Annotated in this window: 17 protein-coding genes and 4 pseudogenes; 1 reads left to right on the top strand and 20 read right to left on the bottom strand. The window is 38.6% G+C overall.

Annotated features, from left to right (window positions below):
- Positions 1 to 98: 98 nt before the first annotated feature.
- The 3 genes and pseudogenes from JV16_RS15700 to JV16_RS08685 all read right to left on the bottom strand — a co-directional run.
- Positions 99 to 275, bottom strand: a complete 177-nt coding sequence (locus tag JV16_RS15700; RefSeq protein ID WP_160289327.1) for a hypothetical protein — start codon at positions 273 to 275, stop codon at positions 99 to 101.
- Positions 272 to 1,306, bottom strand: a complete 1,035-nt coding sequence (locus tag JV16_RS08690) for a GAF domain-containing protein (protein ID WP_042535280.1) — start codon at positions 1,304 to 1,306, stop codon at positions 272 to 274. Before JV16_RS08690 ends, JV16_RS15700 begins: the two co-directional genes overlap by 4 nt.
- Before the next feature lie 586 nt (positions 1,307 to 1,892).
- Positions 1,893 to 2,123: pseudogene (locus tag JV16_RS08685) on the bottom strand (GDP-mannose 4,6-dehydratase); the annotation flags it as partial.
- A 204-nt stretch (positions 2,124 to 2,327) separates the two neighbouring features.
- On the opposite strand from JV16_RS08685, the pseudogene amyS reads away from it, so the two are divergent.
- A pseudogene (gene amyS, locus JV16_RS08680) lies at positions 2,328 to 4,286 on the top strand (alpha-amylase).
- 74 nt (positions 4,287 to 4,360) lie between these two features.
- Here amyS and tagU read toward each other — a convergent pair.
- The 17 genes and pseudogenes from tagU to JV16_RS08605 all read right to left on the bottom strand — a co-directional run bounded on the left by tagU (position 4,361) and on the right by JV16_RS08605 (position 16,726).
- Positions 4,361 to 5,278, bottom strand: coding sequence for a polyisoprenyl-teichoic acid--peptidoglycan teichoic acid transferase TagU (gene tagU, locus JV16_RS08675; RefSeq protein WP_042535277.1), 918 nt, complete (start codon positions 5,276 to 5,278; stop codon positions 4,361 to 4,363).
- Between the two features lie 106 nt (positions 5,279 to 5,384).
- A complete protein-coding gene (locus JV16_RS08670) occupies positions 5,385 to 5,828 on the bottom strand; it encodes a DUF488 domain-containing protein (protein WP_042535275.1) in 444 nt (147 codons plus the stop codon).
- Positions 5,829 to 5,840: 12 nt separating this feature from the next.
- Positions 5,841 to 6,269, bottom strand: a complete 429-nt coding sequence (locus JV16_RS08665; RefSeq protein WP_004892819.1) for a DUF488 family protein, N3 subclade — start codon at positions 6,267 to 6,269, stop codon at positions 5,841 to 5,843.
- Between the two features lie 63 nt (positions 6,270 to 6,332).
- On the bottom strand, positions 6,333 to 7,004 hold the full coding sequence (locus tag JV16_RS08660) for a dual OB domain-containing protein (RefSeq protein ID WP_042535272.1): 672 nt from the start codon (positions 7,002 to 7,004) through the stop codon (positions 6,333 to 6,335).
- 181 nt (positions 7,005 to 7,185) lie between these two features.
- Positions 7,186 to 7,332, bottom strand: coding sequence for a YwzD family small protein (locus JV16_RS15695; RefSeq protein ID WP_162484113.1), 147 nt, complete (start codon positions 7,330 to 7,332; stop codon positions 7,186 to 7,188).
- Positions 7,333 to 7,370: 38 nt separating this feature from the next.
- Positions 7,371 to 7,838: a DegT/DnrJ/EryC1/StrS family aminotransferase gene (locus JV16_RS08655; RefSeq protein WP_042535271.1), complete on the bottom strand. Its 468-nt coding sequence runs from the start codon at positions 7,836 to 7,838 to the stop codon at positions 7,371 to 7,373.
- The gene (gene rfbD, locus JV16_RS08650) at positions 7,839 to 8,678 is read right to left on the bottom strand and encodes a dTDP-4-dehydrorhamnose reductase (protein ID WP_042535269.1); all 840 of its coding nucleotides are present in this window, start codon (positions 8,676 to 8,678) and stop codon (positions 7,839 to 7,841) included.
- Positions 8,675 to 8,803, bottom strand: a pseudogene (locus JV16_RS15220) (dTDP-glucose 4,6-dehydratase); the annotation flags it as partial. The gene rfbD and the pseudogene JV16_RS15220, both read right to left, overlap by 4 nt.
- Positions 8,804 to 8,991: 188 nt before the next feature.
- Complete coding sequence (locus JV16_RS08645; protein WP_042535267.1) at positions 8,992 to 9,846, bottom strand: Rpn family recombination-promoting nuclease/putative transposase; 855 nt, start codon at positions 9,844 to 9,846, stop codon at positions 8,992 to 8,994.
- 160 nt (positions 9,847 to 10,006) lie between these two features.
- Positions 10,007 to 10,540: pseudogene (locus JV16_RS08640) on the bottom strand (LCP family glycopolymer transferase); the annotation flags it as partial.
- Positions 10,541 to 11,060: 520 nt separating this feature from the next.
- Complete coding sequence (locus JV16_RS08635) at positions 11,061 to 11,339, bottom strand: hypothetical protein (protein WP_042535265.1); 279 nt, start codon at positions 11,337 to 11,339, stop codon at positions 11,061 to 11,063.
- 204 nt (positions 11,340 to 11,543) lie between these two features.
- Positions 11,544 to 12,422: an ROK family protein gene (locus JV16_RS08630; protein ID WP_042535263.1), complete on the bottom strand. Its 879-nt coding sequence runs from the start codon at positions 12,420 to 12,422 to the stop codon at positions 11,544 to 11,546.
- A 41-nt stretch (positions 12,423 to 12,463) separates the two neighbouring features.
- A complete protein-coding gene (locus tag JV16_RS08625; RefSeq protein ID WP_042535261.1) occupies positions 12,464 to 13,183 on the bottom strand; it encodes a GntR family transcriptional regulator in 720 nt (239 codons plus the stop codon).
- Positions 13,184 to 13,310: 127 nt separating this feature from the next.
- Positions 13,311 to 14,726, bottom strand: coding sequence for a glycoside hydrolase family 1 protein (locus JV16_RS08620; protein ID WP_042535259.1), 1,416 nt, complete (start codon positions 14,724 to 14,726; stop codon positions 13,311 to 13,313).
- A gap of 17 nt (positions 14,727 to 14,743) precedes the next feature.
- A complete protein-coding gene (gene celB / locus JV16_RS08615) occupies positions 14,744 to 16,066 on the bottom strand; it encodes a PTS cellobiose transporter subunit IIC (RefSeq protein ID WP_042535257.1) in 1,323 nt (440 codons plus the stop codon).
- Between the two features lie 20 nt (positions 16,067 to 16,086).
- Positions 16,087 to 16,413: a PTS sugar transporter subunit IIA gene (locus JV16_RS08610; RefSeq protein ID WP_042535255.1), complete on the bottom strand. Its 327-nt coding sequence runs from the start codon at positions 16,411 to 16,413 to the stop codon at positions 16,087 to 16,089.
- Position 16,414: 1 nt separating this feature from the next.
- Complete coding sequence (locus JV16_RS08605; protein ID WP_042535253.1) at positions 16,415 to 16,726, bottom strand: PTS sugar transporter subunit IIB; 312 nt, start codon at positions 16,724 to 16,726, stop codon at positions 16,415 to 16,417.
- Positions 16,727 to 16,878: the final 152 nt, after the last annotated feature.

The raw sequence follows: 16,878 nt of genomic DNA, 5'->3' as shown, positions 1-16,878 counted from the left end.
TAATAAAAACAAAAAAGAAGAGCTGTTCGGTTTTTACGGTGATGAGCTCTCCTTCCCTTTTATCTTATCAACCTTTTTCGGATAGTAACAAACAACATTTACTTTTTATGCCTTGCTAATCTTACATCTACAAAGGGGGTTTTTACCTTCATCTTTTTTGGACGAAATCGCATCGCCTTTTCGATCTCGACATTTAGCTTTTCAGTTTCGGCATATAACTGATGAGCCTTTTCAAAAAGCTTATCAATTTCTTTCCAGCCAGTTGTATTGATCATTGTATATCGTCCCCCTTTCGTACTCCTATTATCCCCATTTTATCACACAGCAATAGGTAAGTACATATATTAGCATAAAATTGCACCGCTTTTAAATCTTCCTCACCAAACCCCTCTTTACTTTCCGACTGTAAACATAATACTCCATATGTTTGCTCATCGACTACTAAAGGTAAGCCCATAATAGAATAAAACTCATGATTGGGCTTGTTACCCCCCTTAAACATTTCATCCTCTTCATAATCAATATTATTTTTTATAATCGGTTCACTTTTTTTCCATACATAACCAGCAAAACCTTCCCCTTTGGCAAAGGAGCGTTTATAAGCTGATTCTGCACCAATTCGAACGTACTCCCTAATTTTCAATTTTTCTCCCACGACCTCAAACAATGAAATGGATTTGTCGCTAAGATCTCGATGAAGCACAGTAATACATTCTTCCAATGTATCTTTCAGCATCCTATTAATAATGTCATCATGGTTTATCTTTGTTAAATAAATAAGCGAATCAATGATGCGATTAGCATTATCGTGATGTCGAAGTTGGACTCTTAGCTTTGACTCTGTGCGTTGCAAAAGATCAACGTACTCATTATTTTGTTCCATTGCCTTTTGCAATAAACTTCTCTGAACATTAAATTGTGTCAAAAGTTCATTATACTTCGCCTGCAACCGGAAAGGTCCTTTTTCAAAATTAGGGTCATAAAACGGGTTTCGAAAATTAGTCACCGCTGTTCCGATTTCCTGTAACTCATTAGCACGCCATGAATCACCAAAATATTTACCCATGTACAGAACAAGAAAGGTTCCACCTATATACCCAATTATCTCCTTTTTACTAAATTCCCCTTCCGTCAGATAACTTAATATTTCTGAAATGCCCGGTGCTACCACTAAATGCAAAATAAATAAACTCACCAACAAAGCTGTACTATAGCATAACAACCATTTATACCATGGGTACTTTTGAGTTTGTGGAACGTCACCATTCAACTCTTCATGATTATGTATATGATCTTGATCATTCATTGTACTCCCCCTTCCTTTACTCATTTTTGTAAGAAAAATTCTTGAATGATGACAGAAACCGGACACACATCCCTAGAAAGAGAGAAAACAGCCCTAACTTTAACCACTATTCAGGGTTGATCATTTTTTGACGCCCGCCATCTTCATGAGCGATTAAATTACATTCATCATGGCCGTTTTACTGAAAAGCACCTTTGTTTCTCAATATCAGACACACGAACATTCCCTCGTCAGAAAGCGACACGACTGGAAATGCTTCTTTTCTTTTAAATCATAGATACGATTTTTCTTTCATATCATATTACCTAACAGATATTTCCACATTTGTTCCACGAATCGCTCCTGATTCATTTTTCCATCCTCCATATTACGATATTGACACCAATTTTTTTATTTCGACACTCATCCACTCCAATCCTTTTCCTTCCATACCATTTTTATAAAAATATACATGAGATATATGTGCTACTCCTTAATTCTCTTGCCATCACGCACAGCACCACCAACCAAATATATACAGAATATTCAGTTATTTATACGCATAAATAAATCTGTCACCCTCTGCAACAAGGGTGACTAGTCTTTCTTACCCTTTCCGCTGATGCCATTTCCATGCGCTTGCGATAATCTCCTCGAGTGAATATTCCGCTTTCCATCCCAACTCTTCATAAATTTTTTGCGAGGAAGCGACAAGGCGCGCCGGATCGCCCGGACGGCGGTCAGTGTATTCGATTACCGCTTTGCGGCCGGTTACTTTTTCACATGTCTCAATCACTTCTTTGACGGAATATCCTAAGCCGTTGCCAAGGTTGTTGATCGGGGCGTGACAGGCACCGTTACAGGCGGTCCTTTATACATTCCTCCACATAAAATAACCGCACGGCTTTCAAATTTGGTGAAATGTATAAAAATAAAAAACTGTATTGTAAGCGTTAACAAACATCATTATAATAACTTCAAACGCGTTTATACTTAAGTGCAAACGTTTGCATCTTTACTTCACATGAAAGGATGCGTATAGATGAATAATGTGAAAAAAGTATGGTTGTATTATTCTATAATTGCTACCTTAGTTATTTCCTTTTTCACACCTTTTTCAACAGCACAAGCTAATACTGCACCTATTAACGGAACAATGATGCAATATTTTGAATGGGATTTACCGAACGATGGAACCCTTTGGACAAAGGTGAAAAATGAAGCCGAAAATCTTTCTTCGCTCGGTATTACAGCGTTATGGCTTCCTCCAGCGTATAAAGGAACAAGTCAAAGCGATGTCGGATACGGCGTGTACGATTTATATGACCTTGGGGAATTTGATCAAAAAGGAACGATTCGAACAAAATACGGAACAAAAACACAATATATTCAAGCCATCCAAGCTGCCAAAGCCGCAGGGATGCAAGTATATGCAGATGTTGTATTTAATCATAAGGCGGGGGCTGACGGCACAGAATTTGTCGATGCGGTTGAGGTAAACCCTTCTGATCGAAATCAAGAAACATCTGGAACATATCAAATTCAAGCATGGACAAAATTTGATTTTCCCGGTCGGGGGAACACATACTCGAGTTTTAAATGGCGTTGGTATCATTTTGACGGTACCGATTGGGATGAAAGCCGAAAATTAAATCGGATTTACAAATTCCGCGGTACAGGAAAAGCATGGGACTGGGAAGTCGATACAGAAAACGGAAACTATGATTATTTAATGTTCGCTGATTTAGATATGGATCACCCTGAGGTTGTGACAGAATTAAAAAACTGGGGAACGTGGTACGTCAATACTACAAATATCGATGGATTCCGCTTAGATGCCGTAAAACATATTAAATACAGCTTTTTCCCTGACTGGCTAACATATGTACGTAATCAAACAGGAAAAAATTTATTTGCCGTTGGGGAATTTTGGAGCTATGACGTCAATAAGCTGCATAATTACATTACAAAAACAAATGGATCGATGTCATTATTTGATGCACCTTTGCATAACAACTTTTATACCGCTTCCAAATCGAGTGGATATTTTGACATGCGTTATTTATTGAATAATACATTAATGAAAGATCAACCTTCACTCGCTGTAACACTTGTCGATAACCACGACACGCAACCAGGGCAATCTTTACAGTCATGGGTCGAACCTTGGTTTAAACCACTTGCTTACGCCTTTATTTTAACAAGACAAGAAGGGTATCCTTGCGTATTTTACGGTGACTATTATGGAATCCCGAAATACAATATTCCAGGATTAAAAAGCAAAATCGACCCGCTTTTAATTGCTCGTCGGGACTATGCCTATGGAACACAACGTGATTACATTGACCATCAAGACATTATCGGATGGACACGCGAAGGCATTGATACAAAACCAAACTCTGGACTGGCGGCTTTAATTACCGACGGTCCTGGCGGAAGTAAATGGATGTATGTCGGCAAAAAACATGCCGGAAAAGTATTTTATGATTTAACTATATAAGTTGAAACTTTGTTTTACATCCAGTAGAGCGCCCGCTGCATTCTATCAAAATGACTTGTTATGAAGGAAAACAGAATCGAACAATCGGAAAATCTTTATTGCAACTTATATAGCAATCGAAGTGACACAGTAACGATTAATGCGGATGGTTGGGGAGAATTTAAAGTAAACGGCGGCTCCGTTTCGATTTGGGTGGCTAAAACGTCAAACGTCACATTTACAGTTAATAACGCCACAACAACTAGTGAACAAAACGTATATGTTGTCGGCAACATTCCAGAACTCGGAAATTGGAATACCGCAAATGCGATTAAAATGAACCCATCTTCTTATCCGACATGGAAAGCAACAATCGCTCTCCCACAAGGAAAAGCAATTGAGTTTAAATTTATTAAAAAAGACCAAGCTGGAAATGTGATATGGGAAAGCATTTCTAATCGAACGTATACTGTTCCTTTCTCATCAACCGGATCATACACCGCTAGTTGGAATGTACCATAAGCATATGTTCATTCACATGAAAAACATACATTTTTGTGTAGTTATAAAGAAAAAGGATGTCCCCCGGGACATCCTTACTTTATTCCTAAATGCTCCTTCAACCGTTGCGAAATGGTTATACGTTCTTCCTCTGGTACAATCAAATAGTAGATCCCGTTTATTTTTTGACCTTTTCCTTGTATGTGTAGCTGCTCGATATGACGTCGTGCTTCTTTATAGTTCGCTTGAATTTGTTTCATGTCGTCAAATGTCAAATTTGTTTTTATATTTTTTCCTATCGCTTCAAGTATGTCACCATAGTTTGTAAGCGAAGAGAAACTAGCTCCCTTTTTAATAATGGCTTCAATGACTTGTTTTTGGCGATCTTGCCTACCGAAATCACCGCGCGGATCGTCATAACGCATACGAGTGTACTTTAATGCTTTTTCCCCATTTAACGTAATTTCTCCTTTCGGAAACGACTCTCCTTCATATTCAAATGCAAAAGAATTATTTACCGTTACACCGCCAACGGCATCTACGATATCTTTAAAGCCTTCCATGTTCACTTTAATGTAATAATCAATTGGAATGTCTAAAAATTGTTCGACCGTCGCAAGCGTCATTTCCACCCCACCAAAAGCGTACGAGTGGTTAATTTTATCCTCTTTCCCTTTACCGACAATCAATGTGCGTGTATCTCGCGGAATGCTTACCATTTCTATCGACTGCTTTTTCGGGTTCACTGTCATAACGATTAACGAATCTGCCCGACCGCGATCATTTTTTCGTTCATCCACTCCGATCAGTAAAATCGAGATAGGTTGTCGCTTTGTAAATGATAGCTCCTCTGGGCGTTTCTCTGAATGTTCACGTTGAATAGGTTCGTGTATTTCGCTGATCGTTTGTTGTAGTTTATAGTAAACAGAAAATGCATACGCCCCTACCAACGCAAGAAATAAAACAACTGCTCCGATCCATATACGTTTTACCCTTTTTCGTTCCGATTTCATCTACATCTTCCTCTTATCATGAAGTTATTTTCATGTGAAGGATATCATATAGCTCGACGAAGGGGAAGAGAAAGTTTGTACATCCTTTTATAACTAATTTCATTCTCTACATTAAATGAACAATTTCTATATCCGAATAAAATTTTCGCAAGTACTCTGCTAATAAACGACGATGACAGTAATGTGGGGCGTGTTCACTACATAGTAGACAAACCGTTTTCTTTGCGATGAGATCTTGATGGGACTTCTCTACTTTTCTCATTTTTAATAACTCTACATATTTCTCCTCATAATCTCCCCAAGCCATCTCCTTGTTTTTATACGCTTTGAGAATTTCCTCCGTGGGGGCAAGAAGGGGATCATGAATATAACCAATACCTAATATTTCTAAAATAAATGCTAAATCGTCTTTTTTAGCGTATCCCGATAATTGCGACGTATTATGCAAACGTGTGTCAATAACTACTTGAACATTTGCTTGTTTTAAAAGTTCCACAAACGTTCGCAACGGTTTCTTCGCAAACCCAATTGTGCAAATTTTCGCTTTCATTTTTTCACTCACCTAAAACAAACTTAATTGCTCTGTTTTCATAGGATTTAACTCCACCGCTTCAACTCCATACGGCTTAAAAAACTCCCCCACTAAACGGCGATGACAATAACGATGATCCGGGCAAAAACAAAGGAGTACAATATCTTTCCCTAGAAGCAATTTTTTATAAATATCTCGGAGCGACTTTAGCTTTTCTTCTTCTCTTAGTTCAGAAAGAAAGGCATTTTCATATAAAGGCCACCACTCATTCGTTTGTGTCCCTTTCCACTCCCTTAGATAACGCTCAAACAACTGAGGGGAAGGTGACAAACTACGGACAACAATAGCACCTGTGATATTATGACCAGCACGTGTAATTTGCCATATTTCTGCATGAGGGGGCGCATACTTTAATCCTTCGATATTTGAGGTGTATAACTTTCCCTTTAGTTCCCTCATTCACCATTCCCCCTTCTTTTTACATTAAGTATACCATTAAGCAAGCGTAAATATCCACTTCCATTATGGGTATTGCGGCGGATAATCCACAAAGGGATTTGTGATAATACTAATAACCATCGGATATTCACGTGTAATATTCTTATTCGGTTCTGTTCGTGCCAATCCGATACACAAATATAAATTTTGAAACCCTTTAAAGGATATCGAGCGATGAGAGCGAAAAACGGAACGCCATTTTAAATCTGTTACCGGATAACCTTCTTTATAAGTATTGTTCCGATATTCTTTGGCATTCATTGTAAAGCAAATACGGTTCGCTCCTTCTATTTTCCAAATATCATCCACTTTGATTAAACATAACGATCGTCCGTTAGCATTTAGCGTATCATGTAGTGTTTGCTCACTTTCGAGATGCTGCTTAACAAATGCACATAGTTCAGTATTGTTTAATTCCCCGCATTTGTATAAGGATTCATAGCTCAGTACTCGAATATCTTCCGTATGCCCCGGTGAAGTAGGATCATTATATTTGACATAGTCGGTGACCTCCCATATGTCTCCCGGCTTAATGAACGTACCATCATCATATTTGTAGCTTGCCCAAAAACGATGATCAGGGGGCAATGGTCTGATCCATTGTCCACGTTCAGTCATCCCTGCAACACAATAACGCTCGTATGTTTGTGTAATAGCTAGAATGATTATTTTCAATGGCCTATTCAAACTAACCATCCCCTTATCATCCCATAAAAAAATATGTAGAATATTAAGACTATTCGATCTAAAAATAAAATATCCTGCAATCGTTTAGAAAAAGATTTTTCACGTTTGTTTTAATTGTTAGCAAACGGATGAAAAGACACACAATTAAAAAATGTGACAGTATTAAATTCCTATAAAATCTAATAATAACTTATTTTTCACCATCTACACATAACTTCTGTGCCAATTCTTGAACCATCTCTTTGGCTGTCACTTCATTCGACTGCCCTCGTTCGTACGCTTCGATTAAAATGCGTTTAAACTGCTCAATTTCTATTTGTACGGCTTTTGTCTGCACTTTCATCCCTCGATGCAATAAAAAAATCAGCCTCCCACCTATTTAAGCAAGAGGCTTGTAATTACATCAATAACTCGTTGTTGTTCCTCAATCGTCATACTTGAACCCGATGGCAAGCAAAGACCATTTGCAAACAGCTCATCCGATACGCTCCAACCTTCTTCATGCGAATAATACCGCGTTCCTTCAAACAATGGCTGCAAATGGAGCGGTTTCCATACAGGACGCGCTTCGATGTTTTCATGAGCTAAGGCATTAATAATATCTATCGGTGTGACGCCAAGTATCTTTTGGTCAATCGTTAGCGCTGTTAGCCAACGGTTGGACATTGTACCTTCAAGTTCAGGCATGAAATGAATGCCATCAATCTCCTCTAACGCTTGTGCGTAGCGTTCAAAAATTGCCCGTCTTGCTTGAACACGTTTGTATAGCGATATAGATTTGTAATAAGTTGAAATATCAATACAACTAAGAGACTTTAATAAACTGTACTTTTTACTATTCATCTATATGCTTCTTAGAAAAATACGCAAAGAATCTCTCCAATTTGGCATTACCTTAAAACTATTTAATCTTAATGCCATATGCTCAAACACCGAATACATCGGTCGTGGTGCTGGTCTTGGGAACTCTCTTGTCGTGCAAGGATTTACCTTAACTTTTATCCCAGCTTCTTCAAAAATGGCTTTCGCAAATTCATACCAAGAACAATGTCCCGAATTGGAAACATGATAAACGCCGTACTTTTCTGTTTGAATTAGTTCTAAAATACAATTTGATAAATCGACTGTATATGTCGGACAGCCGATTTGGTCGTTGACGACCATTAGCTCATCTCGCTCTTTGGCTAACTTTAACATCGTCTTGACAAAATTATTTCCATGCTTCCCATACACCCAAGAAGTTCTGACGATAAAAAACTTCGCATGCAAGTCGCGAACAAACTGCTCACCAGCTAGTTTACTTTTCCCATATACGCTAAGTGGGTTCGTCGGCGCAAATTCGTTGTATGGGGTAGTTGCCATCCCGTCAAAGACATAATCCGTGCTTATATAGACAAGTTTCGCTCCCACTGCTTCTGATACAACGGCAACATTTCTCGTCCCGTACGCGTTAATTAAAAAAGCTTGATTCGGCTCGGATTCGGCTAAATCGACTTTTGTGTATGCTGCGGCATGTATGACAACATTAGGATGGACTTCCGTAATAACCCGTTTCACTTGCTCAAAGTTTGTGATATCTAACTCTTCCCGTCCGTATCCGTAAACCTCATAACCTCTATCTGACAACAAATTAACTAAATCTGTACCAAGTTGACCTTTTGCACCTGTTACAACCACTTTCATAGCTTGTCACCATACTGTTTTTGATAATAGTTCATATATTCACCGGATTTAATATTTTTCCACCATTCTTGATTGTCGATATACCATTGGATCGTTTCCACAATCCCCGTTTCAAATGTATATTGGGCGGTGACAGGCACCAAACCCTCTGGTAGCGGGGCTATGCGGCACCGAGACCCGCATTGCGCACATCGTTTCCTTCCCCTCGCTAAATCCCCATATTTGCTAAATACCGCCTTACTGCTACATACGACTTTAAAAAAATGACAGAGGGGCAATCGATGGCTCTCTGTTAAACATCACAATCACACCCTTATTTCAATTTTTCAATCTCTTCAATCGGCAGTTCGGTTAATTCGTGAATCGTTTGGATGTCGTACCCTTTTACCAACATCTTTTTCGCAATTTGTCGCTTTTCTTGTTGTAATCCTTTTTTTACACCCTCTTTTAATCCTTTTTGCTCATACGAAATTAACAATTCGAGCACTTGTTCTTTTTCTTTCGTTTCCATCTTGTTCACCTCGTTTCGTAATTGTTGTTCTTCTTCATCCGACAGTTGCACATATGTTTCGAAAAAGCCGATTAACAATCGTTGCTTTGCTTCGTCTAATTCCATGCGCACAAGCATGCGTAAAAATTGTTTTTTCAATTCAATTCGTTCACTTTCAGTATACCCCATTTTGCTTAACAACGCAGCGGCGATCGGGTTGTCGTTGCGAATATAATGACGCCAGTTTTGTTTGCGCAGCTCGACGGTGAAAAAACGGAAGTGGAGTATGTTCCCAAATGGAAGTCGAAGCGTAAATGAAGATGGTTCGTCGCGGATTGTATCGTAGCTGAAGACGGCAATCGGAACGATGTTCGTGCGGTATTTTTCAAACAAGCGGCTGAAGTAAATAAACATACGCTCTGGAAACGATGGTTGAACGTAGCTTTGGTTTTCGATATGGACGATAATTAAACCGTCTTCCCCTTTTAGCTTCGTTTCCACTAACAAATCAACGCGATATTTTTCCCCAGCGGTCACGTCCGTGAACAGTTCTTCAGATAAAAATGATAAATAGTGAAAATCAATATGCTCGTGCACTTGCGGGAAAAAGAGAAGAATAAACTCTTCAAAAAACGTTGTGATGAGCTCTTTAAACAAGCGGTCGTGATCGATGGCCATACATTTACCTCACCTCCAAAAATTTTACATGCTTTTTCGACAAAACGAACCAAATTCCTGCTTGGGAATGAATTTTTTAAACAAAAGCAGAGAGCCAATCTATGACCCTCTGTTTCTACAAATCTCGACATATATCGGGGCGTGACAGGCACGCTGCACAAGGAAACGACTCTCCTTCATATTCAAATGAAAAAGCATTATTTACTTTTACACCGCCAACGGCATCTACGATATCTTTAAAGCTTTCCATGTTCACTTTAATGTAATAATCAATGGGAATGTCTAAAAATTGTTCTACCGTCGCAAGCGTCATTTCGACCCCACCAAAAGCGTACGAGTGGTTAATTTTATCCTCTTTCCCTTTACCGACAATCAATGTGCGTGTATCTCGCGGAATGCTTACCATTTCTATCGACTGCTTTTTCGGGTTCACTGTCATAACAATTAACGAATCTGCCCGACCGCGATCATTTTTTCGTTCATCCACCCCAATAAGCAAAATCGAGATCGGTTGTTTTTCTGTAAACGATAGCTCATCTGGGCGTTTCTCTGACCTCTCTCGCCCAATCGGCTCATGCATTTCATTCATCGTTTGTTGTAGTTTGTAATAAACGGAAAACACGTATCCCCCTACCAACGCAAGACATAAGACAATTGCTCCGATCCATATATGTTTTTTTCGCTTCGGTGTCATTTGCATCTTCCTTTATTCATGGATATTTTCATGTGAAGCGTAGCATACAGCTTGAAAAAAGACAAGGAATGTTTTGTCATTTCCTCAAGAAAACATTTCACTCTCCAAATCAACTCGGCAAACATTTTTTGTGAGCATGCGATAAAACAGATCAACATTGGTGTATTTCAAGGGACGTTATGACTTTTTCACATGTTTCAATCACCTTGTGGACAGGATACAAGCATCGGTCTGTTTTGTTAAATTATTGATTTTTAGGATGGAGCGGTACATATTGATTATAACCATTATTCATTAAGAGGAAGAAGTAGTGTGAGTAAGTTCCTACAATGAGAAGAAAAACGCATGTTAATTTTACAATTGAACCTTTTATAAAGTCAGTTTCAAAACTACTAACTAAAATAAAATTTCTAAATTAATATTTATAGTTGGGGGACAAGGAACGTTCCCCTGTCATTCATTTCGAACATGCATAAATTGCATCGCTAAATTCTCCAATGTCCCAAATTCCAATTCGTAATTAATAATGATTAAAACTCCGATTAGGATTATGCACAGGGTCTGGTACGTTTAAATCTACTTGACGATCCCTCAATTGAGCAACATGTTGATAAATGGCACTCTCACTACAACGAGCAATGGTGCTAGACTGTTCGTATTCTTTAATGATCTGTGCTATTTCTTTATTACTTTTTTCAGGAAAACGATCGAGGTAGTAATAAATGCATAAATTTTCTTCCCTTGTCCAATGAGGTGCCTTCACTTTCTTCACCATCCGATCTTCAAAATTTTTTCTCATTTATCATTTCGATAACTCTTCTCTCTCTATTCCTTCTGGATAAATAACTTTTTTTGTAAATATGATACTTATTTGTATAATATAGTTTTTTACTAACTTAAAATATTGAATATTCAGTTTTTTATCAAAAAATAAATGGCTCTAAATCAAGCATATATTCCAAAAAAGATGCCCATTGTATAGGACATCTTTTGAATAACATTGTTATTTATCCCTCAACGCCTGTTTCGCAAGCGCTAAAGCTCCACATATCCCTGCGTTATCTCCTAATCCTGGGAGCGTAATGTAATGATCAATATGTTTTAAAATCACCTCATGTTGTACATATCCGTTTAGATGATTTAAAACGTGATGGTGAATGCGAGGTAGCAAGGTGGATTGTTTCGCTACCCCTCCCCCAATAATTACTTGTTCCGGAGATAAAACTAAAATGTACTGTGCGATCGCTTGCCCTAAATAAAAAGCTTCGAGTTCCCACACTTCATCTTGTTCAGAAAGGTCAGCGCCTCGTTTCCCCCATCTCTTTTCGATCGCAGGGCCGGAAGCTAGCCCCTCTAAACAATCGCCGTGAAACGGGCAAATGCCAGAAAACGTATCATCTGGATGGCGTCGAACGAGAATATGTCCCATCTCTGGATGGAGTAATCCGTGAACGAGACGTCCCTCGACGATCGCCCCGACACCGATGCCTGTCCCCACCGTCATATAAATGCAACTGTTTTTCCCTTTTGCCCTTCCCCAAAACAATTCTCCTAACGCTGCTGCATTGACATCCGTATCGAATCCGATAGGGACATCGAAATATTTTTCAATCATGCCAACAAAATTAAAATTGAACCAATGTGGTTTTGGTGTATTTGTAATATAGCCATACGTTGGGCTTTTCCGATTTAAATCGACTGGACCAAACGTCCCAATCCCAATCGCGTCTAGTGAATAACTCTTGAAAAAATCAATAACCTTTTGCATCGTTTCTTCTGGCACAGTAGTCGGGAACTGAATACGTTCATAAATATTTCCTTCATGATCACCGACAGCACAAACAAATTTCGTGCCACCCGCTTCAATCGCTCCTAAATACATTTCTCTTCTCTCCCCCATCTACAAACATTATTTTAATGCTTTTATTTATTTCGTCGAATATTGACAGTCGTAAAAACAAATTTATCATAACGATGTCGGGAAAACGAATATTCAAACGGTACACCATTATTTAGAAAGCCGACTTGCTCCACTTCCAAAATTGGATCGTCAGGTGCACAATGCAAATATTTTTGATCGAGATCTGTTGGTTTAGACGCCCGGATTTTTCGATGACAGCCGGCAATCGTCAAACCAAGCTTATTTGTAATATGATTGTAGATTGATGAATGCAATACATCTTCATTTAAGTCACGGATAAGTGGTGTAGGCATATATGTTCGTTCAATGACATATGGTTCATTCTCGACAATTCTTAATCGAATCAAATGATATACTGGCGTTGTCAAATTAACTGCCAACTGTGAAGCCACCTCTTCTGAAGGAAATGACACTTCAAACCGAATAATGTGGCTCGTGATTTTTTTTCCTTTCAACAAATTCGTCAAACCAAGGTTTTCCTCACTAGTCACATTTACTAAATCCTTTTGAGCCGCTGGTTTTACAATAAATGTCCCATGCCCTCGTTTGCGATACAATAACCCTTCGGTAACTAACAAATCGAGTGCCTTTTTCATCGTCATTCGGCTACAAGAAAACTCTTCCGCCAACGACAATTCGTCAGGTATTGGTTCATCGAGTGAGTAAACTCCTTCTTTAATCCTTTTGCGTATTTCATTCGAAATTTTTTCATATTTGAACATTTCATCACCTGATTCCCATCGTCGTAAACTTAGCTCGTGTTAATTGTAAAACTTCTATTCCGTTCTTTGCAATCTTTTTTCAATTTTATAACAAGGAAAGAAAAAAGATGGTCAGATGACCACCTTTTCAAAACCCATTTTGCTGTGCAACAGACTTAAACCAATATCCACTCTTTTTTACAGTTCTATCCCCCGTATTTAAATCGACATGTACAAGACCATAACGATTTTTATAAGCGTTCGTCCATGACCAGTTATCCATAAATGTCCATAGATGATAACCTTTCACGTTTACCCCTTCTTCAATGGCACGATGCACCCACTTCAAATGCTCACGAATAAATTCGATGCGATAATCATCATGAACGATTCCCTCGTCATCACGAAAACGTTCTTCCCCTTCTACGCCCATACCATTTTCAGAAATAAAACACTCAATATTTCCGTAATGTTCTTTAATGTTCATCAAAATATCGTAAATTCCCTTTTCATAAATTTCCCAACCGCGGTACGAATTCATCTTCCTTCCTGGCATCGCATAATAGTCGAAAAACCACTCTGGCATAAATGGTGCATAAGGATTAGGTAAATGCTCTTTCGCTTTCACACGACGTGGCTGATAATAGTTAATACCTAAAATATCAACTGTATTTTCTTTAATAATTTGCAAATCACCTTTTTCAAAAATCGGTAAATAACCGTACTCCTTTAATAGAGCGATCAAATCACTCGGATATTCGCCTTTCACTGCTGGATCTAAGAAACTACGATTAAAAAAGAGATCTGCAATATGTGCCGCTTTCACATCCGCTGGGTGCTGACTACGAGGATAAGACGGCGTTAAATTTAGAATGATGCCGATTTTTCCATCCCGAATGTTCATACGACGAAACACAGCGATCGCCTTAGCATGAGCAACAACCGTATGATAAGCAACTTGAACAGCGCGGCGAAAATCTACAACGTTCGGATAATGAAAATCATACAGATACCCACCTTCGACTGGCACAATTGGTTCGTTGTGAGTAAACCATTTCTTCACTCGATCTCCGAATCGTTCAAAACATATTGTTGCATACCTTACATAAGCCTCGACAACTTCGCGATTTTCCCATCCACCCATTTTCTGGAGCGTAAGTGGCATATCAAAATGATACAAATTCACAAACGGCTCAATGCCAGCAACCAGTAATTCATTAATTACATTATCATAAAAGCGGACAGCTTCTACATTTGCCTCTCCAATTCCATCTGGGATGAGCCGTGACCAAGAGATTGAGAAACGAAACGAGTTATGTCCTAGATCTTTCATCAACTGAATATCTTCCTTATACCGATGATAAAAATCAGACGTCACATCTGGACCAACTCCATCAAAAAAGCGATGTGGCTCTTGTTCATACCAATAATCCCAAATGTTTAGACCTTTTCCTCCCTCACGTGCCGCGCCTTCAATTTGTGTCGCAGATGTAGCACTTCCCCACCAAAAACCTTGCGGAAAGCGAAACTGTAATTGCTGATCGGTTTCTTGTATTGTCTTCATGTCAAAATCACCTTTCTTTACGATGCGTTTTGTGTCGATTCTCCTTTTCCTTCTTCTCTTTCTTTTTGCAAGTTCATTCGATCAATAAATTTTAAAAATGGAAACCATATAGCTAAAACAATCGTAAAATTCACAAGTTGCAACAATCCACCTGCAATTGAATTTGTCGCCATGATTCCATTGATAAGGATCGGAACGGTCCAAGGAACAGCTACACCTGTTGGTGGTGGAACAATGCCTGTTGACATTGCTAAATATGTTACGAGCGTCACAACCATCGGTGCAACAATCCATGGAAACAGAATTAATGGATTCATAACGATTGGTAGACCAAAAATCACAGGTTCATTTACGTTAAAAATACCTGGTCCAATCGCTAACTTTCCTACTTGTTTTAATTGTTTACTTTTCATGAACAATAGCATCGCCACAACAACAGCTAATGTCATACCTGTTCCACCCATGCCAACCGTATAAATTTCAATAAATTGTTTGCTGATCACGTGCGGAACTTCTCCTTTATCCATATAAGCATTTAGGTTTTCTAACGAAAGGGTATTCCAAATAGGATCCATAACCGAGTTAATAATAATTTGACCATGCAAACCGAAAAACCATAAAATTTGCGTGACAAAAACAGCAATAAGTGTTGGAACAATACCACTTCCTAAACCGACAAGCGGCGCCTGAATCGCATGATAAACCACATCATGCATATTCGTTTTGAACAATTGTGTCACAACGATATTAATAATGAGAAAAACCGATAATGTCATAAGCGTCGGAATTAAAGCTGAAAATGAACGTGAAACAGCTGGTGGAACACCTGCTGGCATCTTAATTGTAAAATCTCTTTGAACAGCCCAGCGATACATTTCACCTGCTGTAAAAGCAACAATCATTCCTAGAAACATTCCTTTTGCACCAAGACGATCAAGCGGAATGACGTTTTGCACCACTTCTTGTCCTTCTGATTGAAGGAAAAATGGCGTCAATAGCAAAAAGGATACGAGCGCAATAGCACCACCAAAAATGGCTTCTATCTCGTAACTTTTTGATAAATAATAGCCGATACCAAAAACAACAAATATAGACATGATGCCCATCGTAGCTTGTGGTGCAATATTTAATGCCGAACGGAAAGTATTTAATGCCCCTTCACTCATCACTCTATCTAGAAATGGTAGGTTGGCGAGCACAACTGCAATCGATCCAAAAATCGTGAGCGGGAAGGCCAACATAAAAGCATCACGCAATACTTTTAAATAACGGTTGTTGTTGAGTTTTCCAGCAATCGGAACTAAAAAACGACTAAATGCATCAAACCATGATTTTTGCATCCTGTCTCCCCCCGATATAGTTAGATGTTACGTGCCTTGAATAAATCAAGTATTTCTTTGACTAACTCCTTCATCGTTAAAGTTGACATCAAATGATCCTCCGCATGAATCATAAGTAGTGAAAACTCTGTCTGCTGACCAGAGGCTTCACTTTGAATCATTTGAAAGTGGATATGATGAGCTTGCCCTAAGTCCTTTTCCGCGTCATTCAATAACCGTTCAGCTTCCTCGCTGCTTCCTTGTCTGTATTTACGGATCGCTTCAATAATTTTGCTACGGGCACTGCCACTATGAAGAATCAACTGGAAGCTAATTTGCTCTGCTGTTAAATGTTCGAGACTTTCCATGTTAACGCTCCTCCATAAGTTGTATTGCTTGCTCATATACTTTTTTGCCGTCTGCCAACCCATATGCTACCATATCGATCACTTCGACAGGTATACCGTACTTTTTCGCTTCGTTTTGTAGTTCTGCTTTTAAAAAGCTCATTTGTGGGCCAATTAATACAATATCTGCTTTTGCCATTTCCTCCTTCGCCTTCTCTTGTCCAACAGCCCAAATCTTTACATCATCTCCCATTTCTTTTGCATACGCCTGCATTTTCGTAACAAGTAAGCTAGTAGACATTCCAGAACTACAAGCAAGTAAAATTTTTCTCATCACCTATTCTCCTTTCTTCATTTTAAGCGCTTACAACAATAATTTTAAGTCATATAAAATTAAATGTCTATACATTTAATAATAAAAATATTGATATTTTTCGACATTTTATTTAACAAAAAACCTATTGCTCACGAAAAAGCAATAGGTTT

This window comes from Anoxybacillus ayderensis (genome assembly GCF_000833605.1).
Taxonomy (GTDB): Bacteria; Bacillota; Bacilli; order Bacillales; family Anoxybacillaceae; genus Anoxybacillus; species Anoxybacillus ayderensis.
This window is presented reverse-complemented; position numbering and strand designations above follow the sequence as displayed.